The sequence below is a fragment of the Haematospirillum jordaniae genome (genome assembly GCF_001611975.1).
GTDB classification, from domain to species: Bacteria; Pseudomonadota; Alphaproteobacteria; order Rhodospirillales; family Rhodospirillaceae; genus Haematospirillum; species Haematospirillum jordaniae.
Genome location: NZ_CP014525.1, coordinates 1,811,648 through 1,835,577, shown reverse-complemented (window position 1 = coordinate 1,835,577; position 23,930 = coordinate 1,811,648). Strand labels below are relative to the sequence as shown.

The following is a 23,930-nucleotide window of genomic DNA, read 5'->3' as shown; positions in this document are numbered from 1 at the left end:
GGTATTTCCCTCCTGCAACAGTTATCCAGACTGCAATGTCCTTACGGCGGCATCCCTTTCAAAAAGATACAGCAAGATACGCAGGGCTTCACCACGTGGCGTTGCCAGCTCTGGATCCATTTCCATGATATAACGGGCATCATCGCGGGCTGTAGCCAGAAGCTCACCGTGTACAGCAAGATCTGCAGTGCGAAATTCCGGCATTCCACTTTGGCGAAGACCTAGGATTTCTCCACCGCCCCGTAAGCGGAGGTCTTCTTCAGCAATAACAAATCCATCTTCGGTGGAGCGCATGGTTTCGAGGCGCATGCGTGCTGTTTCCGACAAGGGATGGCCATACAACAACAGGCAGACAGATGCCTTGTCCCCCCGACCGATCCGTCCCCGGAGCTGGTGCAATTGCGCCAGACCAAAGCGTTCTGCTTGCTCGATAATCATCAGTGTGGCTGTGGGAACATTAACACCAACCTCGATCACCGTGGTTGCAACCAGTATGTCGTGGCGATCAGAGGCAAACCCCTCCATGACAGCATCCTTGTCCGGACCCTTCATGCGCCCATGCACCAAGGCAACCCTGTGCCCGAAATGCTCTTGTAGCTGTGCATAGCGTTCCTCTGCTGCAGACAGATCCGAGGTTTCGGATTCTTCCACCAGCGGACATACCCAATAAGCCTTGGCGCCTGTATTCAGTACACGCTCAAGCCCGGCAATTACCTCCTCTAGGCGGTTGCGTCCGATAATACGTGTGTCGACGGGCTTCCGCCCCGGCGGTTTTCCTTCCAGCCGGGAGACATCCATGTCCCCATAAAGGGTCAGCGTCAGCGTGCGTGGAATGGGGGTAGCCGTCATGACAAGTACATCAGCGGCTTTTCCTTTTCCCGTCAACATCAGGCGCTGTTGCACGCCAAAACGATGCTGCTCATCAATCACAGCAAGACCAAGATCGTGGAACACAACATCCTCTTGGAACAAGGCGTGGGTACCAATGATAATAGCAATGGCCCCGTCTCTGAGATCCTGCAGTATGGCTTCACGCGGCTTTCCCTTGTCGCGGCCTGTCAAAAGGGCAACCCGTATGCCACAGGCCTTGGCCAAGGGAGACAGGGTTTCAAGATGTTGGCGCGCCAAAATTTCAGTCGGTGCCATCAGGGCAGCCTGAGCACCACACTCCACAGCATTCAGCATGGCCATAAGGCCGACAACCGTCTTTCCGCTGCCGACATCGCCTTGAAGCAATCTCAACATACGATCTGGCGCCTGCATGTCGGCATATATTTCATCCAAAGCGCATTGCTGGGCTTGGGTCAGCGAAAAGGGCAGGGCGGCTGCAACAGCCCGGCGCAAGCTTCCGTTTCCATGCAGGACACGCCCGGTGCGCTTGCGATTGGCGCGGCGCACAAGCAACAGAGCCAGCTGGTTTGCCAGAAGTTCATCATAAGCAAGTCTCTGTCGCGCTGCCCCCAGAGATGACAGGTCGTCCTCTGTTTGCGGGTGATGGGCAGTGCCCAGCGCATCCTTCCAGCGCGGCCACCCCTTTTGATTGATAAGGTGTGGATTGATCCACTCCGGTAGTTCTGGGGTACGCTCCAAGGCGGTTCGGGCAACTTTGGTGGCTGTCTTGTTCACAATTCCGGCAGAGAGGGGATACACCGGCTCTACAATGCGGATGCTGTCTGCCTGTGACGGAGGCACCACATGATCCGGGTGGGCCATCTGGCGCTCATCATGAAATACATCCACTTTCCCTGATACGATAACCCGCTGACCGACGGGGAAGGATTTCTCCAGCCATTCCTTGCGGGGGTGAAACCAGGTAATGGATATATAGCCACTCCGGTCCCGGCAGCGTATGCGCCAAGGGGCACGGCTTCCCCTTGCCGGTGGAATGTGACTATCAACAATGATGTCAAGAGTCGCAATGCTGCCGTTGGTTGCCTGCATGATCGTTGGTGATGCCCGCCGGTCAATAATACCGGTCGGGAAATGCCACAGGGCGTCAACAAGGTGTCCGCCACCGCCGGTTAACCGATCATAAAGCGGGGCCAGCCGCTTTCCCAAGCCGGGTAGGGAATCCAATGGGCAGAACAGGGGATTGAGGATCGACGGGCGCATAGGGGACCGTTATTCTCCGTGTAGCAGAAAATGTTCTTGTTCTGTCCGCAGAATGTCTTTGCGCAACAGGGGAAAGGATCTATACCAGAGCCCCTGTTCTTTTCTCATAAAACGCGGGGAAGGTGCACCTATCATGGATGAGCGTCGCAGGAAAATCCTTTACAGGGCTTCCCACCGAGGCATGAAAGAGGCTGATCTTATGATTGGCGGCTTTGTTGCAGCCCGCATCAGTGAGCTGGATGTGCCCCAGCTCGATCGGCTTGAAAGCCTGTTGGATGAGCTGGATATGGATATCATGGACTGGGTGATTGGCCGCAAGCCGGTCCCTGAACAGCATGATCATGATGTTTTCCATATGCTGGCCACCTTCAAACCCTATGACGGATTCGTGTAGACAGTGACTGATTTCTCCTTTGCCCTTCAACGGATAGAAACTCTTGGTACCGGTCATCAGGTAACAGTCCACGGTCTACCCGAGGGATACGATGCCCTTTTTCTGTCAAACCTTGCACGTGGCAACGCATACAGCGATGTCCTGCACATCTGCCGCGATGATGTGAGGTTGGCAACCCTTGCCGCCGAGGTTCGTTTTTTCGTCCCCGATCTAGATGTTCTGGTCTTCCCGGCTTGGGATTGCGTGCCATATGATCGCGTTTCACCCAGCGCAGATCTTGCTGCACAACGCACGGACACCTTGACCCGTCTGGCCGGACCACACCTAGGCAAGCCGCGTTTAGTTATCACAACCGTCGCTGCCGTCACCCAGCGGGTGCCGGGCAAGCGTGTTTTTAATGGTGCAGTCTTCCGTATCTTGGCCGGGAAACGGCTGAATGTCGATGCCCTGATGGGGTATCTGGTGCGCAATGGTTACACCCGCTCCGGACAGGTCATGGAACCCGGGGAATATGCTGTACGGGGTGGCATTATTGACCTTTACCCCCCCGGTACAGGGGAACCCCTACGCCTAGACCTGTTTGGGGACGATGTTGATACCATCAGGACTTTTGATCCCCTGACACAACGCAGTACGGGCAATCTGGATGAGGTTCTCCTCAAGCCCATGTCCGAGGTTATCCTGACAGAAGACAGCATTGCCCGCTTCCGGACCCGGTACCGGGAATTGTTCGGAGCGCCAAGCAAGGATGACCTGTTGTACGAGGCTGTTTCAGCCGGCCGGACCGTGCAGGGAATAGAGCATTGGATGCCCCTGTTCCACGATGGGCTGGATACTCTTTTTGCCTATCTCCCCCAAGCTCTCGTGACCTGCGATCACCAGTTTGAACAGGCGTGGGAAGCAAGAATTGCGCTAATCCGGGAATATTTTGATGCACGCATCAGCCTCAATAACCTTTCAGATAGCGTTAACGGAACCGTCTATCACCCGATACGGCCAGAATGGCTGTTCATGGAACCAGATGAGTTTCCGCGATTGCTGAAAACAGTGCCGTCGCTTTTGTTTTCACCCTTTGCCGCACCAGATGTCGGCAGTGACTGTGTGGATGCTGGAGGCCGGCTAGGGCGTGATTTTGCCGATGTTCGTGCCCGCCATGGTGAAAATGTCTATGACGCCGTACAGGCACATATTGGCCTAGAGCAAGGAAAAGGAAATCGCGTTGTTATAGCTGCCCTGTCCTATGGATCACGAGACCGTCTGACAGGTGTTTTACGCGATCACGGTGTCCAGCATCTTTCATGTCCTGATGATTGGGAGGCAGCTTGTAAACAGACAGTTTCCTCTGTTCCGGTTGTTGTTCTGGGTCTTGATCACGGTTTTTTTGGTCCCGGTTTTGTCTTGTTAGCCGAGCAGGATATTCTGGGTGATCGTCTAGCACGTCCTTCGACCCGCAAGCGACAGGGGAAAGCCGATGCCTTTATAAGGGATGCCTCGGCCTTGGCGGAAGGGGATCTGGTTGTCCATGCCGAGCACGGCATTGGACGTTACGTCGGGCTGGAGAATCTGGATATTGGCGGTGCTGCCCACGATTGCCTTTGCTTGGTTTATGATGGTGGTGACAAGCTTTTTGTACCGGTAGAGAACATTGATGTCCTGACCCGCTACGGGTCAGAGCAGGGAGGTGTTTCCCTAGACCGGCTGGGAAGTCCGGCGTGGCAGTCCCGCAAGGCACAGCTGAAACAGCGTATCCGTGACATGGCAGACCAGTTGATACAGGTTGCAGCCCAGCGTCAGCTGCGTGACGCGGATGTTCTGACGGTGCCGGATGGTCTTTTTGACGAATTCTGCGCCCGGTTCCCATACGCAGAAACGGACGACCAGCTGAAAGCCATAGCCGATACCTTGGATGATATGGCCAAGGGACAACCGATGGATCGTCTGGTGTGTGGTGATGTTGGGTTTGGCAAAACCGAGGTTGCACTTCGGGCAGCGTTTGTTGCAGCCATGAGCGGTACGCAGGTTGCCGTTGTTGTGCCAACAACCCTTCTGGCTCGCCAGCATTACCAGAACTTTATAGAACGTTTCCGTGACATGCCCGTGCGCATTGCTCAGCTATCACGTCTTGTTTCAGCAAAGGATGCAGCCCGTGTACGGGAAGAGCTGGAGAAGGGCACGCTTGATATCGTAATCGGCACGCACGCCGTCGTTTCCAAGTCTGTCAAATTCCAGCGTCTTGGCCTCCTTATCGTTGACGAGGAGCAGCATTTTGGCGTCGCCCACAAGGAGCAGCTGAAGCAACTCAAGGCCGATGTGCACGTTCTGACCCTGTCTGCAACCCCCATTCCCCGCACATTGCAGTTGGCGCTGACCGGCGTTCGTGAGTTATCGCTGATTGCCACGCCACCGGTCGATCGACTGACTGTTCGTACTTTTGTCATGCCGTTTGATGGCGTCGTGATCCGCGAGGCAATCTTGCGTGAACGCTACAGGGGAGGGCAGAGCTTCTTTGTCTGTCCCCGCTTGGCTGACATTGATAAGGCTGTTGAGCAATTAAAGGTTCTTGTTCCGGAAGTACGGACTATCGTTGCCCATGGGCAGATGTCCGCCGGTCGTCTGGAAGAAGTCATGAAGTCTTTTGCAGACGGCGACTATGACATCCTTGTCGCCACCAACATTATCGAGAGCGGTCTCGATATGCCCCGGGTCAATACTATTATTATTCATCGCGCTGATATGTTCGGGCTTTCACAGTTGTATCAGCTGCGCGGTCGTGTGGGACGTGGAAAGCAGCGTGGTTATGCTTATCTGACCCTGCCCCCCGGGCGCATTCTGGCACCAGCAGCAGAGAAGAGGCTGACCGTCATGCAGACCCTAGATACCTTGGGTGCTGGCTTCTCTCTAGCCTCACATGACATGGATATCCGGGGTGCCGGTAACCTGCTTGGTGACGAGCAATCAGGGCATATCAAGGAAGTCGGGATTGAACTTTACCAGACCCTTTTGCAAGAAGCCGTGGCTGCGGCCAGAAAAGGGGGAGGGAGCTCTGGAGAAGAAAGTCGTGATAGCGGCTGGTCTCCGCAAATTAGTCTTGGGATCCCCGTCCTGCTTCCAGAGGGTTATATCAAAGATTTGTCAGTACGCTTGGGGTTGTATCGTCGTATTGCTGAACTGCAAACGCCGGACGAGATTGAAAATCTGATGTCAGAGCTGGTGGACCGCTTTGGACCCCTGCCACCTGAAGCGCGTAATCTCCTGTCTGTCGTTGGCATCCGACAACTTTGCCTACGTGCTCATATGGAGAAAGTTGATGCCGGCCCAAAGGGCGCTGTGCTGACGCTACGTGGCAACACGTTTCCCAACCCCGAGGGTTTGGTACGCTTCATCAGTCAGAATATTGCCTTGGTGAAGGTCAGGCCTGATCACAAGATTGTCTACGTGCGTCACTGGCCAATGCCAGAGGATCGTATGGCTGGTCTTTATCAGCTCATGGAAAACTTAGCCAAGGTGGCCGAAGAAGTTACGGCCTGTTTATAGGCCAAAACAAAACAGACCAAGGCACACATTTTTTGCCTTGGTCTTTATTTTGCCATACTCACCGCAAAGATTTTACTTGCGTAACGAGTATTCCGGAATTTCCCGGCGTTTCTCCCTAAACTCGGGCTGCCCCGCGAAACAGGACGTCCCTTGCACGCAGCAAGATATGCGCTTGCAGCAGAGTTGTCACGTGTAAAGCGCATGGCTATAAGCAAAAATGTGCATTTTCCCGGGATGGGAATGGCTTTTCCTGCTACTATTTTAGCTAGTTTGCTTAGCAATAAGATGATGAAAGATGGGCTATAATGTGGTGCGCAGTTTTATATGGCAGTTGCTTGTTTATGCTCGCAAGCCTTCTTGCATCTGTGTCAGCAGAGGACGTGCGTCGATCTTGGACGCTGGATGTTGACCCCGCAGCTTGCCGTTTACAGGCTGATTTGCCTTCTGGGGACAGTGCCGATTATGTCGCAGGTGTTGATGTGCATGGACACCCCGTTGTTCCAGCCGATGGCAATGAAGCGCAAGCCCTGAGTTCTGGCCTGATGGGGGAGCATATTGTTATCGAGCTTGAAGCAAACCTAGCACGTCAGTTTTCGCTCACTCCGCTTGCTGAGGCAAAAGGTTATATCGGAGCGATAACCATAAAGAATCAAACCATTCTTCTGAATGGAAAACCCTTGAATTATCTTGGCAGAGACGCCCTTCGTGAAGCATGTCGCCATAATGAACAGCTGTACCGTGGGGCATCATCACCTAAGCCGGTTCGTTGAATGCGGAATGATCTGAAAAAATGATTGCGCGCATCATTCTGTGATTGCGTTTGCGGTAAAGGACCGATATATTCCGCCTCCCATACAGAGGTCGTTTCAGTATGGGCATTTGGTTTCGGAGCGTAGCGCAGCCTGGTAGCGCACTTGACTGGGGGTCAAGGGGTCGTGGGTTCGAATCCCGCCGCTCCGACCATGAATCCAAAGGCAAAAAGCACGCCGTGATTGCGTGCATACTCTCAGGAAAATAAAATAAACGTGCTTAGCCGCCACTATAAAGTGGGCGTTGTTTCACGTAATTCCATCTTTTCTTTGGTCCGTTGCAGTTCTATAATGAATACGATCCGTTAACGTCATTGTTCCGGATGTATCTGGCAGCGCTTTGTTGCAGTGGGGTCGCGTGATTGAGTTTCTGATTTTTGCCCTTGTGCTTACAGTGCCCTTCGATCTGGTCAGGCGTCGCACTATCCGCCAGCAGCGTCGCTTGGAGGCCGCCTTCCTCCGCGCCCGATCCATGGAGCCGCCATATGGCCGGTTCTACTGGTTGTGCTGTCACTAAAATGCGCCACCCCTTTTGATCCCGGTACGGCTCCGAAGCATCGGAAATGTCGGCGAGGTAGCCTTTAGGCCAAGGTCGTAATGCGTATTGAACCTGTACGTCCCGTTCGCTTCCGCCAAGCTCCGTCAAAGGATAACGCACGTTTGGCTATGGCTGATGTTTGCCATGCCTTTGAGGATAGTTTGGTGCTTGACGGTTTGTCCTTGAGCATTGGGGCGGGTGAGATTATCTGCCTGCTCGGCGCAAGCGGTTGTGGCAAAACAACGACCCTGCGCATTGCCGCCGGCCTCGAGAAACCATCAAGTGGAGAGGTCTGGATTAATGGGCACGCCATGCTGTCCCGTGAGGGGGGCATGATTCCACCGGAAAAGAGGGGTGTTGGGTTTTTGTTCCAAGACTATGCCTTGTTTCCTCACCTCAAGGTTCTCGATAACGTTACCTTTGGCCTTCGCCACATCCCTGAACCCGACAAAACGCGGCGCGCTCATGAAGCCTTGGAGCACGTGGGCATGGCGTCTTATGCCAGTTCTTGGCCGCATACCTTATCAGGTGGGCAGCAACAGCGCGTTGCCCTTGCCCGTGCCCTTGCGCCCAATCCGGCACTTTTATTGCTGGATGAGCCATTTTCGGGCTTGGACCGCTACCTGCGTGACCAAATCCGCGCCGAAACACTGACGATCCTGAAAGATCGCGGCATTTCGGCTCTAATGGTCACGCATGATCCGGAAGAGGCCATGTTTATGGCTGATGTACTTGCCCTGATGGACAAAGGGCGGATTATACAGTCTGGGACCCCGGCAGAGCTTTATAATCACCCATCTTCAGCCTTTGTTGCCCGGTTCTTCTGCGACTTCAATCTTGTAAAGGGACATGTTCTGCGAGGTTCTGTTGAAACTCCGTTCGGTCTGGTTGATGCCCCGTATGGGGTAGAGGAGGGCTCCTCTGTCGAGGTACTAATCCGTCCGGAAGCTATCCGGCTTACGTCGGTTGCCGATGGCGACTACCCCGCCTTTGTTGCCACTGTAATAGATAGTCGCATGCTTGGCAGAACCAGTTTGGTTTACATAAAGGCAGGGCCAGCAGCTTCTGCTGAACGAGTAGTGGCCCATGTGCGTGCACCGGGATCTTTTCTGCCACCTGCAGGGGAGGTGCTGTCCATATCCCTTGATAGATCCCAGACGTTTGTATTTGCCTCCGTCTGATCATAGACAGATCAGGGATGTTTTATTGCGGTGCTACAGGCTTTCTGCGATGATCCGCCATGTTGTATTGCTCGATGATGGGCACATGTCTCCTGGAGAGTAGTAGTTATGGGTACTTTCAGTATCTGGCACTGGCTGGTTGTGCTGGCCATTGTTGTCGTTTTATTTGGTGGTTCGGGTAAGATTTCACGTTTGATGGGTGACTTTGCCAAGGGAATCAATGCGTTCAAGAAGGGACTGGAAGAGGGAAAGTCCGTTCCCTCGGCTGATGCACAGGATGCGACAGGCTCAGATTCAAGACAAATTCAGAAGACTGAAGGGGATTCAGCTTCACAGACCGGACATGTCAATCGAGAGAAAAATCATTCTACTGGCATGTAGTGAGTAAATACTCATGTTTGATCTGGCTTGGTCAGAGATCTTTCTTGTCGGCATTGTCGCAGCACTTGTTCTTGGGCCAAGGGAAATACCTGGCGCCATGCGTGCTCTTGCTCATCTTGTGCAAAAATTCCGGGCGGTCAGCCGTGAATTTCGTCGCCATGTAGACGACATAATATACAATGCTGAAATTGCTGACATAGAAGAGAGGGCAAGGCAGGTGCGGCGGCAAGTTCTTGATCCAGAAGGAGAAGGCAGTGTATCGCCCGGAAAGAAAAGTGCCCCTTCAGGGGAAGTAGAGACATAAGACACGCAGGACGTAATGTACTCTTCCCCTTCGCCAGATGAATTTCGCATGCCCCTTTTAGGGCATCTGATTGAACTGCGGCGCCGTATTCTACTGTGTGGTGCTGTTTTTATACTTTCTTTTGCAGCATGCTACAGCATTGCAGATAGTATATACGGCTTCTTGATCCGCCCTTTGGCCACAGTTATGGCTGAACTGGGTGGCTCTCAGCGCATGATCTATACAGCTCTGACAGAGGCGTTTTTTACCTATATAAAAGTCGCAATGTTTGGTGCTGTTGTTCTGTCGTTTCCCTTTAGCGCCTTTCAGCTTTGGCGCTTTGTGGCTCCGGGTCTCTATCGCCGTGAGAAACGAGCGTTTCTGCCAAGCCTGATTGCTTCGCCCCTGCTTTTTGCAGGCGGCGCTGCCCTTGTTTACTATTTTGTTATGCCCGTTGCTTGGCGCTTTCTGCTTGGTTTCCAGACTAGTGTGGAGCAAACCGTGCTACCGGTTCAGCTTGAGGCCAAGATTGGAGAGTACCTAGATCTGGTTATGAAGCTGATCTTGGCATTTGGCTTCTGCTTCCAGCTTCCCGTTGTTCTTACGCTTCTGGCAAGGGCCGGGATGATCTCGTCATCCGCTCTTGTCGCAAAAAGGCGTTATGCCATTGTGGCTGTTTTTATTGTTGCCGGTATTGTTACACCGCCCGATGTAATCAGTCAGATTGGCTTGGCCTTGCCCTTGCTGCTGCTCTACGAATGTTCGATCTGGTCAGCGCGCTTGGTTGAAAGACATTCTGTGAATGATAACCAAGATGATCCTGATCATTCAGATGCCATGCCAACCGGGAAGGGGCCTGATGAGACCGATTTTAATGGCTGAAGTAGTGTAATTCCTGTATCTCTGCCAATTATTCGATATTGAAAACCATGCCTTGAGGTGTGCTGTATGCTTGACCTGAAATGGATCCGCGAAAATCCCGATGATCTTGACCGAGGGTTGCTCCGCCGTGGCAAGGGTGCCTTGTCTTCCGATATTCTTGAGGCAGACAGGCAGCTGCGTTCCCTCATGACATCTTTACAGGCTTTGCAGGCGCGTCGGAATGAAGCGTCCCGGGAAATAGGGACCATCCGCAAGGCTGGTGGCGATGCGGCTGTTCTCAGCGATGAGGTCGCTGATATCAAGAAACGCATGACGGATATGGAAGCTGAGCAGCAATCACTGCAGGCTGCCCTTGATGATCTTCTCTACAGCCTGCCTAATATGCCGGATCCAGATGTGCCCGATGGGCGTGACGAAAATGATAATGTCGAGGTGCGTCGCTGGGGTACACCTCGTAGCATGGACTTCACACCTCTGGAGCATGATGCCGTGGGAACATCCCTCGGGTTGATGGATTTCGAGTCTGCAGCCAAACTGTCCGGTGCTCGTTTTGTCGTTCTGAAAGGCGCTTTATCTCGTTTGTCTCGTGCACTGGCCCAGTTCATGCTGGATACGCATACCACTGACCATGGCTATACTGAACTGAATACGCCCGTCATGGTTCTGGATAATACCCTGTATGGAACAGGTCAGCTTCCGAAGTTTGCCGAAGACTTGTTTCGTACGGAACAAGGGCACTGGCTTATTCCGACGGCTGAAGTCACCTTGACCAACATGGTTGCTGACCAAATTGTTGATTCGGCTTCACTGCCACGGAGAATGACGGCACACACACTGTGTTTTCGCTCCGAAGCCGGTGCGGCAGGCAAGGACACGCGGGGGATGATCCGTCAGCACCAGTTCGAAAAGGTTGAAATGGTCTCCATTACCCGGCCCGAGGATTCCGCCAATGAACTGGAACGGATGACTGGCTGCGCAGAGAAAATTCTTCAGCGTCTTGGCTTGCCGTACCGGGTTGTTCTGCTCTGCGCCGGGGATATGGGGGCTGCTGCCCGCAAGACATATGATCTTGAGGTCTGGTTGCCGGGGCAGGGCCGTTACCGCGAAATTTCTTCGTGTTCGAATGTAGGGGATTTTCAGGCACGACGTATGAAAGCCCGTTATAAGCCATCCGGAGACAAGGGCACGGAGTTTCTCCACACATTGAATGGATCAGGCTTGGCTGTTGGCCGCACCTTGGTTGCCGTTCTTGAAAATTATCAGCAGGCAGATGGGAGCGTTACCGTCCCGGAAGCCTTGCGTCCTTATATGGGCGGCCTGGAGGTTATTTCCACTCATGCATGATTCTGTTTTTGATCTTTGCGGTAAACGCATTCTTGTTTCAAACGATGATGGTATTCATGGGCCTGGCCTTCAGGTTCTGATCCGCATTGCGCGCTCTTTGTCCGATGATGTTTGGGTGGTTGTTCCTGATCAGGAACAAAGCGGCTCAGCCCATAGTCTGACATTGCATCATCCACTGCGTATTCAGTCTGTATCGACCAATGTATGGACTGTAAACGGCACGCCGACAGATTGTGTGCTGCTTGCTGTTAATCATTTAATGAAAGACAAGATACCTGACTTGGTTCTATCCGGCGTGAACCGGGGAGCCAATCTGGGCGAGGATGTAACATATTCAGGAACTGTCGCCGCTGCTATGGAAGGAACACTTCTTGGTATTCCCTCCATAGCTCTGTCGCAGGTCTTCAAGGACCCAGAGAACATTCAGTGGTCAACAGCCGAAGCGTTCGGTCCTGGGATCATTGGACGTTTGATGGCAAAGGGATGGCCGAAAAATGTCCTGATGAACGTGAACTTTCCCGATGCTTCTCCTTCCGGGGTAACGGGTGTTGAAGCCGTACGACAAGGAATACATAAGCTGGGAGATGATTTGGTAGAACGTCTTGATCCACGAGGAAGGCCCTATGTCTGGGTAGGTGCCCAAAGACCTGTCGATCAGCCCGTACCCGGAACAGATGTGGAAGCTATCAGTCGTGGCGCCATAACAGTGTCACCGCTGCGCGTTGATTTTACGGATTATCATACGCTTGAAGAACTGAGTGCGCAGGTTCTCTCATGAGGGATGCGCGGGCTGCCCGTTTAATTATGGACCTTCGGCAGGCTGGTATTACGGATACCCGCCTGCTGAAGGCTATAGAACTAGTACCCCGCAATCTTTTTGTTGATAGCACCTTGGAGACTGAAGCATGGGAAGACCGGGCACTTCCTATCGGCTGTGGGCAAACCATTAGTCAGCCCCTTGTGGTTGCGGCAATGACCCAGGCCCTTGACACAAAAGAAGGGCATAAGGTCTTGGAAATCGGAACAGGTTCCGGATATCAAGCCGCTGTTCTTGCTCGCCTGTGCCGACGTATTTATAGCTTGGAGCGGCACAGGGATCTTTATCTAGCTGCTGAAAAGCGGTTTACATCTCTTGGGCTGTCAAACGTAACACCCCGTATAGGAGATGGTTGGCGCGGGTGGCCCGAACAAGCTCCTTTCGATCGTATCATTGTGACCGCGGCGGCATCTGAGGTCCCCTGTGCCTTGACTGAACAGCTTGCTCCATCGGGAGTTCTTGTTATTCCTGTTGGCCCAGAGTTTGGTATCCAGCAGTTGTGGCGTTACGTGAAAGATCCGGTTACAGGCTGTTTAAACGGTGAGATTCTGTTTCCTGTTCGTTTCGTCCCCATGCTTCAGGGAATTGGTAATCCCGGCCGCGTTCAGGCTTGATAGTGCCAGAGGGCATTTCTTTGGATTGTCGCAGGGGCATGAGTAGGCGTATTGTTTCTTTCATGAGACGCTCTCGTTCATTGCGATCATTTTACGTTGTCTTGCTTCTGCTGCTTCCTGTCATGACAAGTTGCGGCGGTGCCGAGCGTTTCAAGGCACCTTGGGTATCATCTTCAAGTAAAGAGACAGCAGGCCGCCTTGGCCGTACAAATACAGATAAGACGCTTGTTGTTTTGCGTGGGGATACCTTGTATTCACTTTCTCGACGTCACAAAATCCCCGTTCGGGTTTTAATCACTGAAAATAATCTTAAGCCACCTTATGCCCTTATCGTCGGGCAAAAGCTGCATGTGCCAGCCTCTCGGTGGTATACAGTTGCTCCTGGCGAAACTTTGGGTGCAATTGCAAGCCGCTATCATGTTGGCGTCGATGATGTGGCGCAGAAAAATAATCTTTCTCCACCATACATCATTCGCAAAGGGCAGATTCTTGTCCTTCCACCTAGTGTGAAATACCGGAAGTCCGTACCGATTCAGGCAGAAAAAGTAGCAGAACATACGCCTAGCCGTTCGCCTCAGCCGATAAAACAAGAAGGTATACGCGCTGCTTCTACACAGAAAGCTGCGTCGCCAGATAAAAAAGTATCTTCCAATGGCAGGCAAGCTTTTGCGTGGCCCGTTCGAGGCAAGGTGGTTGGTAGTTTTGGACCTGCGGGTAAGGGCTTCAGGAATGATGGTATCAATATTGCCGCACCAGCGGGTACACCTATTCTTGCTGCAGACAAAGGTACGGTTGCTTATGCAGGAAATGGTATCAAGGGATTTGGTAATCTTATTCTTGTAAAACACGAGGGAGGCTGGATGACAGCCTACGCTCATAGTTCAGATATTCTGGTACATCGTGGCGATATTGTGCGGCGTGGACAAACCATTGCGCGTGTCGGGTCCACAGGTAATGTAAAACATCCGCAGCTTCATTTTGAAATTCGGAAGGGGTCTCAAGCGCTCGACCCCCAAGTCTATCTCCCAAAAATGGTTGCAGTCCGATAAGTAGGGGCAACTTATTGCTTCATCCTACCTTTAATGAGATAGGGAGCAAGATATTGTCCTGTATAACTTTTTCTCGTTTCTGCTACCGTTTCTGGTGTTCCTGCTGCAACGACATAGCCTCCTCCTGAACCGCCTTCTGGGCCCATATCGATAATCCAGTCAGCAGTCTTGATGACTTCGAGATTATGTTCGATCACAACAACTGTATTACCTTGGTGCACCAGTTCCTGCAGAACATGAAGAAGCTTTCTTACATCCTCAAAATGTAGACCTGTTGTTGGTTCATCCAAAATATACAACGTTCGTCCGGTCGCGCGACGGGAAAGCTCCTTTGATAGCTTGACCCGTTGGGCTTCGCCACCGGACAGCGTGGTTGCCTGTTGCCCAATATGGATATACCCCAGCCCGACCCGGGACAGAAGTTTCATCTTGTCGCGGATGGATGGAACAGCCTGAAAAAAGTCAACGGCCTCTTCGACAGTCATCTCAAGAACATCCGCTATTGACTTGTTTTTATAATTTACTTCTAAGGTCTCACGGTTGTATCGCTTTCCTTTGCACACATCACACGTGACATAGACATCGGGCAGAAAATGCATCTCTATCTTGATCAACCCGTCTCCTTGGCATGCCTCGCATCGCCCTCCCTTGACATTGAAGCTGAAACGGCCGGGCTTGTAACCACGGGCTTTCGCCTCGGGAAGGTTGGCGAACCAATCGCGAATAGGCGTAAAGGCACCGGTATATGTAGCAGGGTTTGATCGGGGCGTTCTTCCGATTGGGGATTGGTCTATATCAACAATCTTGTCAATGTGAGCTATCCCATCGATGCGATCATGAGGGCCAGGTATCTCCCGCGATCCATGAAGAGAACGGGCCAGTGCCTTGTAAAGGGTTTCAATAACAAGAGATGACTTCCCCCCCCCGGAAACACCAGTAACGCACGTAAATGTCCCTAGTGGAATTGTTACGTCAATGTTCTGAAGGTTATGGGTTCTGGCTCCTATTATTGTCAGGGCGTTCCCGTTGCCGGAACGCCTTGTGTCCGGGATCGCGATAGATCTGGTCCCGGAAAGATAGTGGCCTGTTAAACTGTCTGGGTGCTTCATCACTTCATCGGGTGTGCCAGCGGCAACAATCATTCCTCCGTTCACGCCTGCTCCCGGCCCCATATCAACCAGGTAGTCAGCTGTTCGTATAGCGTCTTCGTCATGTTCCACAACAAGGACAGTATTTCCCAGATCCCTCAACCTGCGTAGGGTTTCAAGAAGGCGGTCATTATCTCTCTGGTGAAGACCAATTGATGGCTCATCGAGAACGTACAATACACCGGTCAAGCCTGAACCAATTTGGGAAGCCAGTCGAATACGCTGGCTCTCGCCACCGGACAGGGTTCCCGACATTCTGGACAAGGTTAAATACCCAAGCCCGACATTCCCCAGAAAGGTGAGGCGCTCGACAATTTCCTTCAGGATACGTGCCGCAATCTCCCGATCCTTTGTCGTCAAGTGCTGATCAAGGCCAGAGAACCAAGCAAGCGATTCAGAAATAGAAAGATCGCTGATGGCCGCAATATCAGATCCATGGACCCGCACAGCCAAGGCTTCGGGCTTGAGGCGGCGTCCACCACATGTTTCGCAAGGAGACGACGCCTGATAGCGGGACAGGTCATCGCGAACCTGCTGGCTCTCTGTTTCCCTCCACCGCCGTTCTATGCTTGGTATAATGCCCTCAAACGGACGCTCCACGCTATAGCGCCGCCGTCCGTCATAATAGGTCATGGCGACAGACGTACGACCGGATCCATACAAAAGAACAGCCCGTGCTGTTTCAGGGATTTTTTGCCAAGGTGTTTGCATGTCTGTGCCACAATGGGCAGCGACACTTTCAAGTGCCTGGGCGTAGTAAGGTGATGGTTCTCCACCCGTAGACCAAGGCACAACAGCTCCTTCTGCCAAGGACAGCAGGGGGTCTGGAACAATCAGCTCGGGATCAAAGTAGAGCTTGATTCCCAAGCCATCACACGCTGGGCAAGCACCAAACGGATTGTTGAAAGAAAAAAGCCTTGGTTCAATCTCATCAATTGTAAAGCCGGAAACCGGACATGCAAATTTTGCGGAGAATGTCACTCTCTCAGCGCTTTCCGCATCCTCAACCCATACAAGTCCGTCTGATAACTGAAGAGCCTGTTCTAGCGAATCTGCAAGACGCGTTTCAATCCCTTCGCGGATAGCAAGCCGGTCAACGACAACATCGATGTCATGTTTGGTTTTCTTGTTCAGGGAAGGGGCTTCATCAATCAGGTATACGGATCCATCAATTTTTACCCGCTGATACCCTTTCTTCTGAAGCTCCAGAAGCTCTTTCTTGTACTCACCCTTGCGTCCTCGTACAATTGGCGCCAGAAGCAGGATCTTCTTGCCTTGAGGCATAGCAAGAATACGATCAACCATTTGGCTAACGGTCTGGGATTCAATTGGCAGCCCCGTTGCAGGTGACCAAGGAACGCCGATGCGCGCCCATAAAAGGCGCATATAATCATAGATCTCGGTTACGGTACCTACTGTTGAACGTGGATTGCGCGAAGTCGTCTTCTGTTCGATAGAGATGGCAGGCGACAAACCTTCAATGGAATCGACATCCGGTTTTTGCATCAATTCAAGGAACTGCCGGGCGTAGGCAGACAGGGATTCCACGTAGCGCCGCTGTCCTTCGGCATAAATTGTGTCAAAAGCCAACGATGATTTCCCCGATCCGGACAGACCGGTGATAACAACAAGCTTGTCCCGAGGCAGGGTTACATCAAGATTCTTCAAATTATGTTCACGGGCTCCGCGGATACGTATTTCATGCATGGTATCAAGAACCTGATAGTCAACCGGGGGATGTTTCGAGACAAAAGTACATTCTTTGTTTCGCATATTTTATACGGCTGTCAAAAACAAAAAGCGAACATCGGGCTGGCTTTGGGTAAAAGCAGTCTTTTCCTTCTGATCAGGGGGGGGTAGAGTTCGGCCACGTTACAAATAGGAGTACCCTTGCCATGGCAGGCAGTGTCAACAAAGTGATTCTGGTCGGCAACCTTGGTCGTGATCCCGAGGTCCGCAGTACACAAAACGGCCAGAAGATCGTCAATATGACCGTTGCAACGTCCGAAAGCTGGAAAGATCGTCAGACCGGAGAGCGACGGGAAAAGACAGAATGGCACCGCGTTGTGATTTTTAACCCGAATCTGGGTGAAATTGCAGAACGTTATCTGCGAAAAGGGTCCAAGGTATACTTGGAGGGGCAACTGCAAACCCGCAAGTGGACAGACCAGAGTGGTCAGGAGCGTTATTCCACAGAAGTTGTCCTGCAGGCCTACAGAGGTGAGCTCACCCTGCTCGATAGCCGTTCCGGCGGTGGACAGGGTGGTGATATGCAGGTCATGGAAACGGTGGGCTTTGCGGGAGCGGACAGCACGCCGGGATATGGGGCATCGCCGAGATTTGGTGGAAGTCCTGAGCCAAGCAGCCGATCTGGTGGTAGTGGTTGGGATGCGGCTTCCCGCAATGATCTGGATGATGAAATTCCATTCTGATCTTTTGGCACCTCTTCCTGGCTGGTTGATGATATCCGCCAGTGCCTTTTGTGCGGGCCCCGGTTGTCGGTCGGGAGCACCCTGTGCTACAGTCCCCTTCCTGTAGTTTCAGTTCATTGTCCCAATCTGCGGAACGGTAACTTTTGGCCCCTGTAGGGCCGGAACCTTTACCCCTTCGCTGTCTATCGAGTTTGTGCCTTGACCGAAAACGCCATCCCGACACCATTTGATCGTGACATTGCGCCTGTAACTATCGAAGACGAGATGAAACGCTCGTACCTCGATTATGCAATGAGCGTGATTGTATCCCGTGCCCTGCCAGATGTTCGGGACGGCTTGAAGCCGGTGCACCGTCGCATTCTCTTCGCCATGAAGGAAGGCGGATACGACTATAACCGTCCTTACAAAAAGTCGGCCCGCATCGTCGGGGATGTTATGGGTAAATATCACCCGCACGGTGATAGCGCCATCTATGATGCCATGGTGCGCATGGCCCAAGACTTTTCCATGCGTCTTCCCTTGGTCGATGGTCAGGGAAACTTTGGATCGATGGACGGGGATCCCCCGGCGGCCATGCGCTATACCGAGGCGCGCATGGCTCGTTCCGCGCACTCCCTGCTGGATGACATTGACAAGGAAACGGTCGATTTTCATCCTAACTATGACGAAAGCACATCGGAACCTTCCGTTCTTCCTGCCCGCTTTCCCAATCTGCTGGTCAACGGGGCTGGGGGCATCGCTGTTGGCATGGCAACCAATATTCCCCCCCACAATCTTGGGGAAATCTTGGATGCCTGCATTGCTCTGATCGATACGCCCGACCTTCCGGACGATGCTATATTGGACATCGTACCCGGCCCGGATTTTCCGACTGGCGGAAGTATTCTTGGTCGTTCAGGCATCCGTTCCGCCTATATGACCGGGCGGGGCTCGATCGTCATGCGGGCGAAATGTGCGATAGAAGAAATACGAAATGGTCGTGAAGCCATCGTTGTGACCGAGATCCCCTATCAGGTCAACAAGGCTTCGATGATCGAGAAAATGGCCGAACTGGTCCGTGACAAGAAGATCGAGGGCATTTCAGACCTGCGTGATGAGTCCGACCACCAAGGCGTTCGTGTTGTCATCGAAGTCAAGCGCGATGCTGTTGCCGAAATTGTCCTGAACCAGCTTTATCGGTTTACCCCCCTGCAGACGTCGTTTGGTGCCAATATGTTGGCCATCAACGGTGGCCGTCCTGAACTGATGGGTATCCGCGACATTCTAACGGCCTTCGTACGGTTCCGGGAAGAAGTTGTGCGTCGTCGCACAATGTTCGAGCTTGGAAAGGCGCGGGACAGGGCTCATGTGTTGGTTGGGCTTGGCATAGCTGTTGCCAACCTTGATCCTGTGATCAAGCTGATTCGGGCTGCCTCTGACCCACATATTGCGAAGCAGGAGTTGATGTCACGCGACTGGGATGCAGCAGATGTTGCTCCTCTTATTGAATTGATCGCCGATCCTGAGCATGTTGTTGTGGATGGTCGGTATCGGCTTTCCGAGGTTCAGGCCAAATCCATTCTGGACCTTAGACTGCATCGCTTGACGGGGTTGGAGCGTGACAAGATCCATGGAGAGCTACGGGAAATAGGCGGCCAGATTGAAGAGTATTTGTCCATTCTGGGTAGCCGCGAGAGGCTGTACGCCATTATCCGGGAAGAATTGGTAGATATTCGTGCGGCTTACGCTACGCCTCGCCGAACAGTTATCGAAGAATCTGAGTTTGAGCATGATATCGAAGACCTGATCCAGAAAGAGGACATGGTCGTCACCATAACCAATACAGGCTATATCAAGCGTGTGCCGCTTTCGACCTACCGTGCCCAGCGTCGTGGTGGGAAAGGGCGTTCCGGGATGGCAACCAAAGAAGAAGATTTTGTGACCAATCTGTTTGTTGCCAATACGCATACACCGGTCCTCTTCTTCTCGACTTCGGGCATGGCGTACAAGATGAAAGTCTATCGCCTTCCTGAGGGTAGCCCACAAAGCAAGGGCAAGGCTCTGGTCAATTTGTTGCCGATACAGGAAGGAGAGCGTATTGCTACGGTTATGCCTCTTCCCGAGGATGAGAGCCAATGGTCTGATCTGACCGTTATGTTTGCCACATCAACCGGGAACGTACGCCGTAACAGCTTGTCTGACTTTACCAATGTCAAGTCCAACGGCAAGATAGCCATGAAGCTGGAAGAAGGTGGGGAACGCTTGGTTTCGGTTGTCCCGTGTACAGAACAGCAGGATATCCTTCTGTCCACCCGTCTTGGCAAATGCATTCGCTTCCATGTTGGTGATGTTCGCGTGTTCAGTGGCCGGACCTCGACAGGGGTGCGCGGTATACGCCTTGCCACACAAGACGAAGTCATGTCGATGACAGTTTTGCAGCATGTTGACTTTGAAACAGCCGAGCGCGATGCATATTTGAGAATGGCAGCCCAGCTCCGACGGTCATCCGGGGAAGGTGATGAGGAAGAGTATGTCGTATCCGAGGGTGATGACACGACCATGACTCCGGACAACTTCCAGAGATTGCAGGATGCCGAAGAGTTCATCTTGACCATCACCGAGAATGGGTTTGGAAAGAGAACGTCGGCATATGAATATCGCGTGACCGGACGAGGCGGGCAGGGGTTTGCCAATATTGAGATGAAAGAGCGTAACGGGGCTGTCGTTGCTTCGTTCCCAATTGGCACTGATGATCAGATCATGCTTATTTCCGATGGGGGGCAGCTGATCCGTATGCCTGTCCACGATGTGCGAATCGCTGGGCGTAAAACGCAAGGTGTTACGCTCTTCCGTACAGCTGCAGAAGAAAAAGTGGTTTCTGTTGCGCGGCTGCCGGATGTCGGGGAGGGAAATGGTGATGGCGCTCAGGATCAGGACATGGATGGTATAGCGTCTCTTCCAGATGAGGCATGAACCCTGATGGAAAAGTGCAGAACCGGCGTTTATCCCGGAACATTCGATCCTGTCACCAATGGGCACTTGGACATTATTAGTCGGGCAGCCAAGGTTTTGGACCGGTTGATTGTGGGCGTAGCCCAAAATGTTGGAAAAGGACCCCTTTTTACGCTAGAACAGCGTGTGGAGCTGACTAGGGAAGCTGTGGACGCCCTGAAGCTTGAAGGTACCATTATAGAGATCAGGCCTTTTAACGGTCTTCTCATGAACTTTGCTTTGCAACAGGGGGCGTCCGTTATTGTTCGAGGCCTCCGGGCTGTCTCGGATTTTGAATATGAGTTCCAGATGGCCGGCATGAATGCTCGCCTAGATTCACGCGTAGAGACCATCTTTTTGATGGCTTCGGAGGGAAGCCAGTTTATCTCTTCCCGGTTTGTGAAAGAGATCAGCTTCTTGGAAGGAAAGATCGACAGTTTTGTGCCCCCTGTAGTACGCAAAGCCCTGAAAGAACGTTTTGCCGAGGGCGAGCGTCCATGGTAGCCCTGCTGGCTTGGAGGAACCCTGTGTTGATCCGCTCATTTGCACTTTTTCTTGCTGGAGTAATGTTTCTTATGACTGTCAATACGGTAGAAGCCCGGAAAACGGCCATGGATCCGGAAAATACCCTGTATATGGATTTAGACTACGGGCGTGTTGTCATCAAGATGCGCCCTGATCTAGCACCGAATCATGTTGCAAGAATAAAGGAGTTGGTGCGGCAGGGTTATTATGACGGCACACCTTTTCACCGAGTTATTGATGGTTTCATGGCTCAAGGAGGCGACCCCACGGGAACGGGAACAGGCGGTTCTGGACAGAACATAAAGGCCGAATTTTCCAAGGAACCTCATGTAAGAGGAACCGTCTCCATGGCCCGTGCAGCAAGCCCAAATTCAGCCGACAGCCAGTTCTTTATTTGTTTTGATACGTCTTCATTCCTAGACAGGAAGTACACAATTTGGGGACAAGTTGTTGAGGGCATGGAGTATGTTGACCAGATCAAGAAGGGGGACCAAGCCCTGAACGGCAAGGTTGCCTATCCTGACCGCATTGTGAAGATGGCGCTGGCTGCTGACGTTGATTAGAATCGATTTTCTACAAAAAACACCCAATTTCTTCATTTTAGGTGTTGACCACACAGTGGCATACGAATATGTTGCGGGCCTCGTCACTTGTGACGGTGAAAAAACAACACCTTAGGTGCCCGTAGCTCAGTCGGTAGAGCATTCGACTTTTAATCGAATGGCCGAAGGTTCGAATCCTTCCGGGCACACCAAAATAAAAAATCCAGCCCCTCAGAAATGCAGGAGCTGGATTTTTTTATGTTGGGAGAAATAACTGCATGCAGATCTAACGGCGAGGGTCCTCGTGAGAAATATCGTACCTGTGTAGGCAGCTGTCGATGGTCTGGCTTGTAATTGTTCGCCAAAAGTCTTGTGCCTGTTGCTGTGTAAAAGGACCATATACCTCGAGGGAATGTCCTGATGCTATCGTTGCAAACGTTGTATCAGCATATTCGCCCCCAACTACGTAGTAGCTCTTATCATCTAACTGGGAGTGATTTTCCTCCACCACATAGCGCACCATGGCATTGTCAACCGTACGCCCCGTTATATCGCGCCAGAAAGCATGAGCCTCAACCTCGGTGTATGGCCCATATTTTTCCAAGCTTTTACCTGTAGCGATTGTTGAGAACGCGCTATCGGAATATTCTCCCCCGATGACATAAAATCTTTTTTCGGACATAGCTTTCCGTCTTTTGCTAAAAGTGCAGATCCCGTGCCCTGTTATACGCCTCTGTTATAAGGAAGTGAACTCCTCGACAGGTGTCATGGGATGTTTGTTTCTGATATCACACAGTTGGCCTTGTCGTATTTGGAGTCTTGAATGTCAAAAACTGCTTCCAAAGGCTCTGTGAAGGATGATCTTGCACCTATTGACAGGCTTCTTGCCATCATGCAGCGCCTGAGAGACCCGGAGCAGGGGTGTCCATGGGATCTGGAACAGAGCTGGGAGTCCCTGACACGCTATACTCTGGAAGAGGCCTATGAAGTTGTTGATGCCGTAGAGCGCAAGGACGCATCATCTCTACGCGATGAGCTAGGCGACCTTCTTCTTCAGATTGTATTTTACAGCCAAATTGCCACAGAGAATAAAATCTTCTGCTTCGATGATGTTGCCGCAGGGTGTGCTGACAAGATGTTGAGACGCCATCCTCATGTTTTCTCGTCAGGTAGTCGTGTTTCTTCAGCAGCTGAGCAGATGGGCTTGTGGGAAGATATAAAAGAAAAAGAGCGCAAACGCGTGCAGACTGATAGGGTGGAAGACAGTGCGCTGGACGGTATTTCTCGAGCGCTGCCTGCTGTTACCAGAGCCCTCAAGCTGCAGGGCAGGGCAGCACGGGTGGGTTTTGACTGGACCGATATTAACAATGTGCTTGATAAGGTTATGGAAGAACTCGGAGAAGTGAGGGATGAACTTGATTCATCCCCCGTGATCCATTGTCGTTTATCTGATGAAATAGGCGATTTACTCTTTTCTGTTATTAATTTGGCCCGTAAGGTCAATGTTGATCCAGAAACAGCCTTGCGTCAGGCTAATGCAAAATTTGACAGGCGTTTCAGGCTGATGGAGTCTTTACTTCGTAATGCAGGAAAAACGCCGGAAAATTCAGAGCTTGAGGTGATGGAAGAATTCTGGATGCAGGTGAAAAATCAGGAAAAGTAGGCACCTTGCAATGATTAGATTTTTCTTCAGTGCAATGTTGCGTTTTATCCGTCCACCTGTATGGGCGGCTCTTCTTGCTTTTCCTCTTGTATCAAGCTGTTATGTCCCAGATGACTTCCTTATGGAAATTCGTGTCGGGAAGAATGGTGATTACGGAATAATCTATCGTGGCCTCCTTATATGGGCGCCTCTCTTCAAGGAGATGAAAGAGGCCAAGCTGAAGCCAGAAGATATAGCGGCCAAAGAGCTTGCCATTAAGGAAGATCTGGGTCGTGATAGCGGGTTCTCGGAAATAACTTCTGTGGGACTAGGGCGTTTCAGGGTCGTCTATGAAAAGATAGGGCACTTGAGCGGTACATCTCAGATCAGCTTCCCAAGGAGAGGTGCCGACATTGTTCGCCTTGAAGTTCGTACCAGCGGTATTTTGTATGTCGCATCGGCCCCAACGGCAAAGCCCGGGGCAAAAGAACAGCTAGAAGCTTTAGGCTTAAGACCAAGCGGAAAAATTCGTGTTATTACAAATTCTGCCGTTATTAAACACAATGCGCAGCAAATATCGCATGGCTTTGATGATGGGAGCTTTCGTGACTGGAGTGTATATGACTGGAGTGTAAACGGACCCAATCAACCAGCGCCATCAATGCAAATTCAGTTCATGGCACCAACTAAAAAGCCGTGAAAAGCGTCTAGTCTTTTTGTCGCATAATGTTTC

20 protein-coding genes and 2 tRNA genes are annotated in these 23,930 nt (G+C 51.9%); 19 read left to right on the top strand and 3 right to left on the bottom strand.

Annotated elements, in window-relative coordinates:
- Window positions 1-21: 21 nt before the first annotated feature.
- On the bottom strand, window positions 22-2,112 hold the full coding sequence (gene recG, locus AY555_RS08665; protein WP_066135647.1) for an ATP-dependent DNA helicase RecG: 2,091 nt from the start codon (window positions 2,110-2,112) through the stop codon (window positions 22-24).
- 133 nt (window positions 2,113-2,245) lie between these two features.
- On the opposite strand from recG, the gene AY555_RS08660 reads away from it, so the two are divergent.
- The 12 genes from AY555_RS08660 (at window position 2,246) to AY555_RS08605 (ending at window position 13,938) form a co-directional block, all read left to right on the top strand.
- Window positions 2,246-2,506, top strand: a complete 261-nt coding sequence (locus AY555_RS08660) for an FAD assembly factor SdhE (RefSeq protein ID WP_066136838.1) — start codon at window positions 2,246-2,248, stop codon at window positions 2,504-2,506.
- Window positions 2,507-2,509: 3 nt separating this feature from the next.
- A complete protein-coding gene (mfd, locus tag AY555_RS08655) occupies window positions 2,510-6,040 on the top strand; it encodes a transcription-repair coupling factor (protein WP_245176917.1) in 3,531 nt (1,176 codons plus the stop codon).
- Window positions 6,041-6,381: 341 nt separating this feature from the next.
- On the top strand, window positions 6,382-6,810 hold the full coding sequence (locus AY555_RS08650) for a hypothetical protein (RefSeq protein ID WP_066135644.1): 429 nt from the start codon (window positions 6,382-6,384) through the stop codon (window positions 6,808-6,810).
- A gap of 116 nt (window positions 6,811-6,926) precedes the next feature.
- Window positions 6,927-7,003 (top strand) — tRNA-Pro (locus AY555_RS08645).
- A 443-nt stretch (window positions 7,004-7,446) separates the two neighbouring features.
- On the top strand, window positions 7,447-8,568 hold the full coding sequence (locus AY555_RS08640) for an ABC transporter ATP-binding protein (RefSeq protein WP_066135641.1): 1,122 nt from the start codon (window positions 7,447-7,449) through the stop codon (window positions 8,566-8,568).
- A 108-nt stretch (window positions 8,569-8,676) separates the two neighbouring features.
- Window positions 8,677-8,949 (top strand): twin-arginine translocase TatA/TatE family subunit, encoded by a 273-nt coding sequence (locus tag AY555_RS08635; RefSeq protein WP_066135638.1) that lies wholly within the window; start codon window positions 8,677-8,679, stop codon window positions 8,947-8,949.
- A gap of 13 nt (window positions 8,950-8,962) precedes the next feature.
- A complete protein-coding gene (locus AY555_RS08630) occupies window positions 8,963-9,253 on the top strand; it encodes a Sec-independent protein translocase subunit TatA/TatB (RefSeq protein WP_066135634.1) in 291 nt (96 codons plus the stop codon).
- Window positions 9,254-9,301: 48 nt separating this feature from the next.
- Entirely contained in the window at window positions 9,302-10,114 is an 813-nt protein-coding gene (gene tatC / locus AY555_RS08625; RefSeq protein ID WP_082811959.1) for a twin-arginine translocase subunit TatC, read from the top strand.
- Window positions 10,115-10,180: 66 nt separating this feature from the next.
- Window positions 10,181-11,458, top strand: a complete 1,278-nt coding sequence (gene serS / locus AY555_RS08620; protein ID WP_066135628.1) for a serine--tRNA ligase — start codon at window positions 10,181-10,183, stop codon at window positions 11,456-11,458.
- On the top strand, window positions 11,451-12,236 hold the full coding sequence (gene surE / locus AY555_RS08615) for a 5'/3'-nucleotidase SurE (RefSeq protein ID WP_066135624.1): 786 nt from the start codon (window positions 11,451-11,453) through the stop codon (window positions 12,234-12,236). Before serS ends, surE begins: the two co-directional genes overlap by 8 nt.
- A complete protein-coding gene (locus AY555_RS08610; RefSeq protein ID WP_066135621.1) occupies window positions 12,233-12,889 on the top strand; it encodes a protein-L-isoaspartate(D-aspartate) O-methyltransferase in 657 nt (218 codons plus the stop codon). The genes surE and AY555_RS08610 overlap by 4 nt, the downstream gene beginning before the upstream one ends.
- A 38-nt stretch (window positions 12,890-12,927) precedes the next feature.
- Window positions 12,928-13,938 carry a M23 family metallopeptidase gene (locus AY555_RS08605; protein WP_082811957.1) on the top strand — a complete coding sequence of 337 codons (1,011 nt, stop codon included), beginning with the start codon at window positions 12,928-12,930 and terminating at the stop codon, window positions 13,936-13,938.
- Between the two features lie 11 nt (window positions 13,939-13,949).
- Here AY555_RS08605 and uvrA read toward each other — a convergent pair whose 3' ends face one another.
- Window positions 13,950-16,793: an excinuclease ABC subunit UvrA gene (gene uvrA / locus AY555_RS08600; protein WP_066135617.1), complete on the bottom strand. Its 2,844-nt coding sequence runs from the start codon at window positions 16,791-16,793 to the stop codon at window positions 13,950-13,952.
- 188 nt (window positions 16,794-16,981) lie between these two features.
- Between uvrA and ssb the strand changes: the two genes are divergently transcribed.
- The 5 genes from ssb (at window position 16,982) to AY555_RS08575 (ending at window position 21,767) form a co-directional block, all read left to right on the top strand.
- Window positions 16,982-17,518, top strand: coding sequence for a single-stranded DNA-binding protein (gene ssb, locus AY555_RS08595; RefSeq protein ID WP_066135615.1), 537 nt, complete (start codon window positions 16,982-16,984; stop codon window positions 17,516-17,518).
- A gap of 264 nt (window positions 17,519-17,782) precedes the next feature.
- Window positions 17,783-20,470, top strand: a complete 2,688-nt coding sequence (gene gyrA, locus AY555_RS08590) for a DNA gyrase subunit A (RefSeq protein ID WP_245176978.1) — start codon at window positions 17,783-17,785, stop codon at window positions 20,468-20,470.
- Between the two features lie 6 nt (window positions 20,471-20,476).
- Complete coding sequence (coaD, locus tag AY555_RS08585; protein WP_066135610.1) at window positions 20,477-20,992, top strand: pantetheine-phosphate adenylyltransferase; 516 nt, start codon at window positions 20,477-20,479, stop codon at window positions 20,990-20,992.
- Window positions 20,993-21,063: 71 nt separating this feature from the next.
- Entirely contained in the window at window positions 21,064-21,576 is a 513-nt protein-coding gene (locus AY555_RS08580; RefSeq protein ID WP_245176916.1) for a peptidylprolyl isomerase, read from the top strand.
- 115 nt (window positions 21,577-21,691) lie between these two features.
- A tRNA-Lys gene (locus AY555_RS08575) sits at window positions 21,692-21,767 on the top strand.
- A 74-nt stretch (window positions 21,768-21,841) separates the two neighbouring features.
- Here the strand turns inward: AY555_RS08575 and AY555_RS08570 are convergent.
- A complete protein-coding gene (locus AY555_RS08570) occupies window positions 21,842-22,237 on the bottom strand; it encodes a DUF4170 domain-containing protein (RefSeq protein WP_066135608.1) in 396 nt (131 codons plus the stop codon).
- A 168-nt stretch (window positions 22,238-22,405) separates the two neighbouring features.
- On the opposite strand from AY555_RS08570, the gene mazG reads away from it, so the two are divergent.
- Complete coding sequence (gene mazG / locus AY555_RS08565) at window positions 22,406-23,218, top strand: nucleoside triphosphate pyrophosphohydrolase (RefSeq protein ID WP_245176915.1); 813 nt, start codon at window positions 22,406-22,408, stop codon at window positions 23,216-23,218.
- Between the two features lie 10 nt (window positions 23,219-23,228).
- A complete protein-coding gene (locus AY555_RS08560) occupies window positions 23,229-23,897 on the top strand; it encodes a hypothetical protein (protein ID WP_066135604.1) in 669 nt (222 codons plus the stop codon).
- Window positions 23,898-23,930 lie beyond the last annotated feature (33 nt).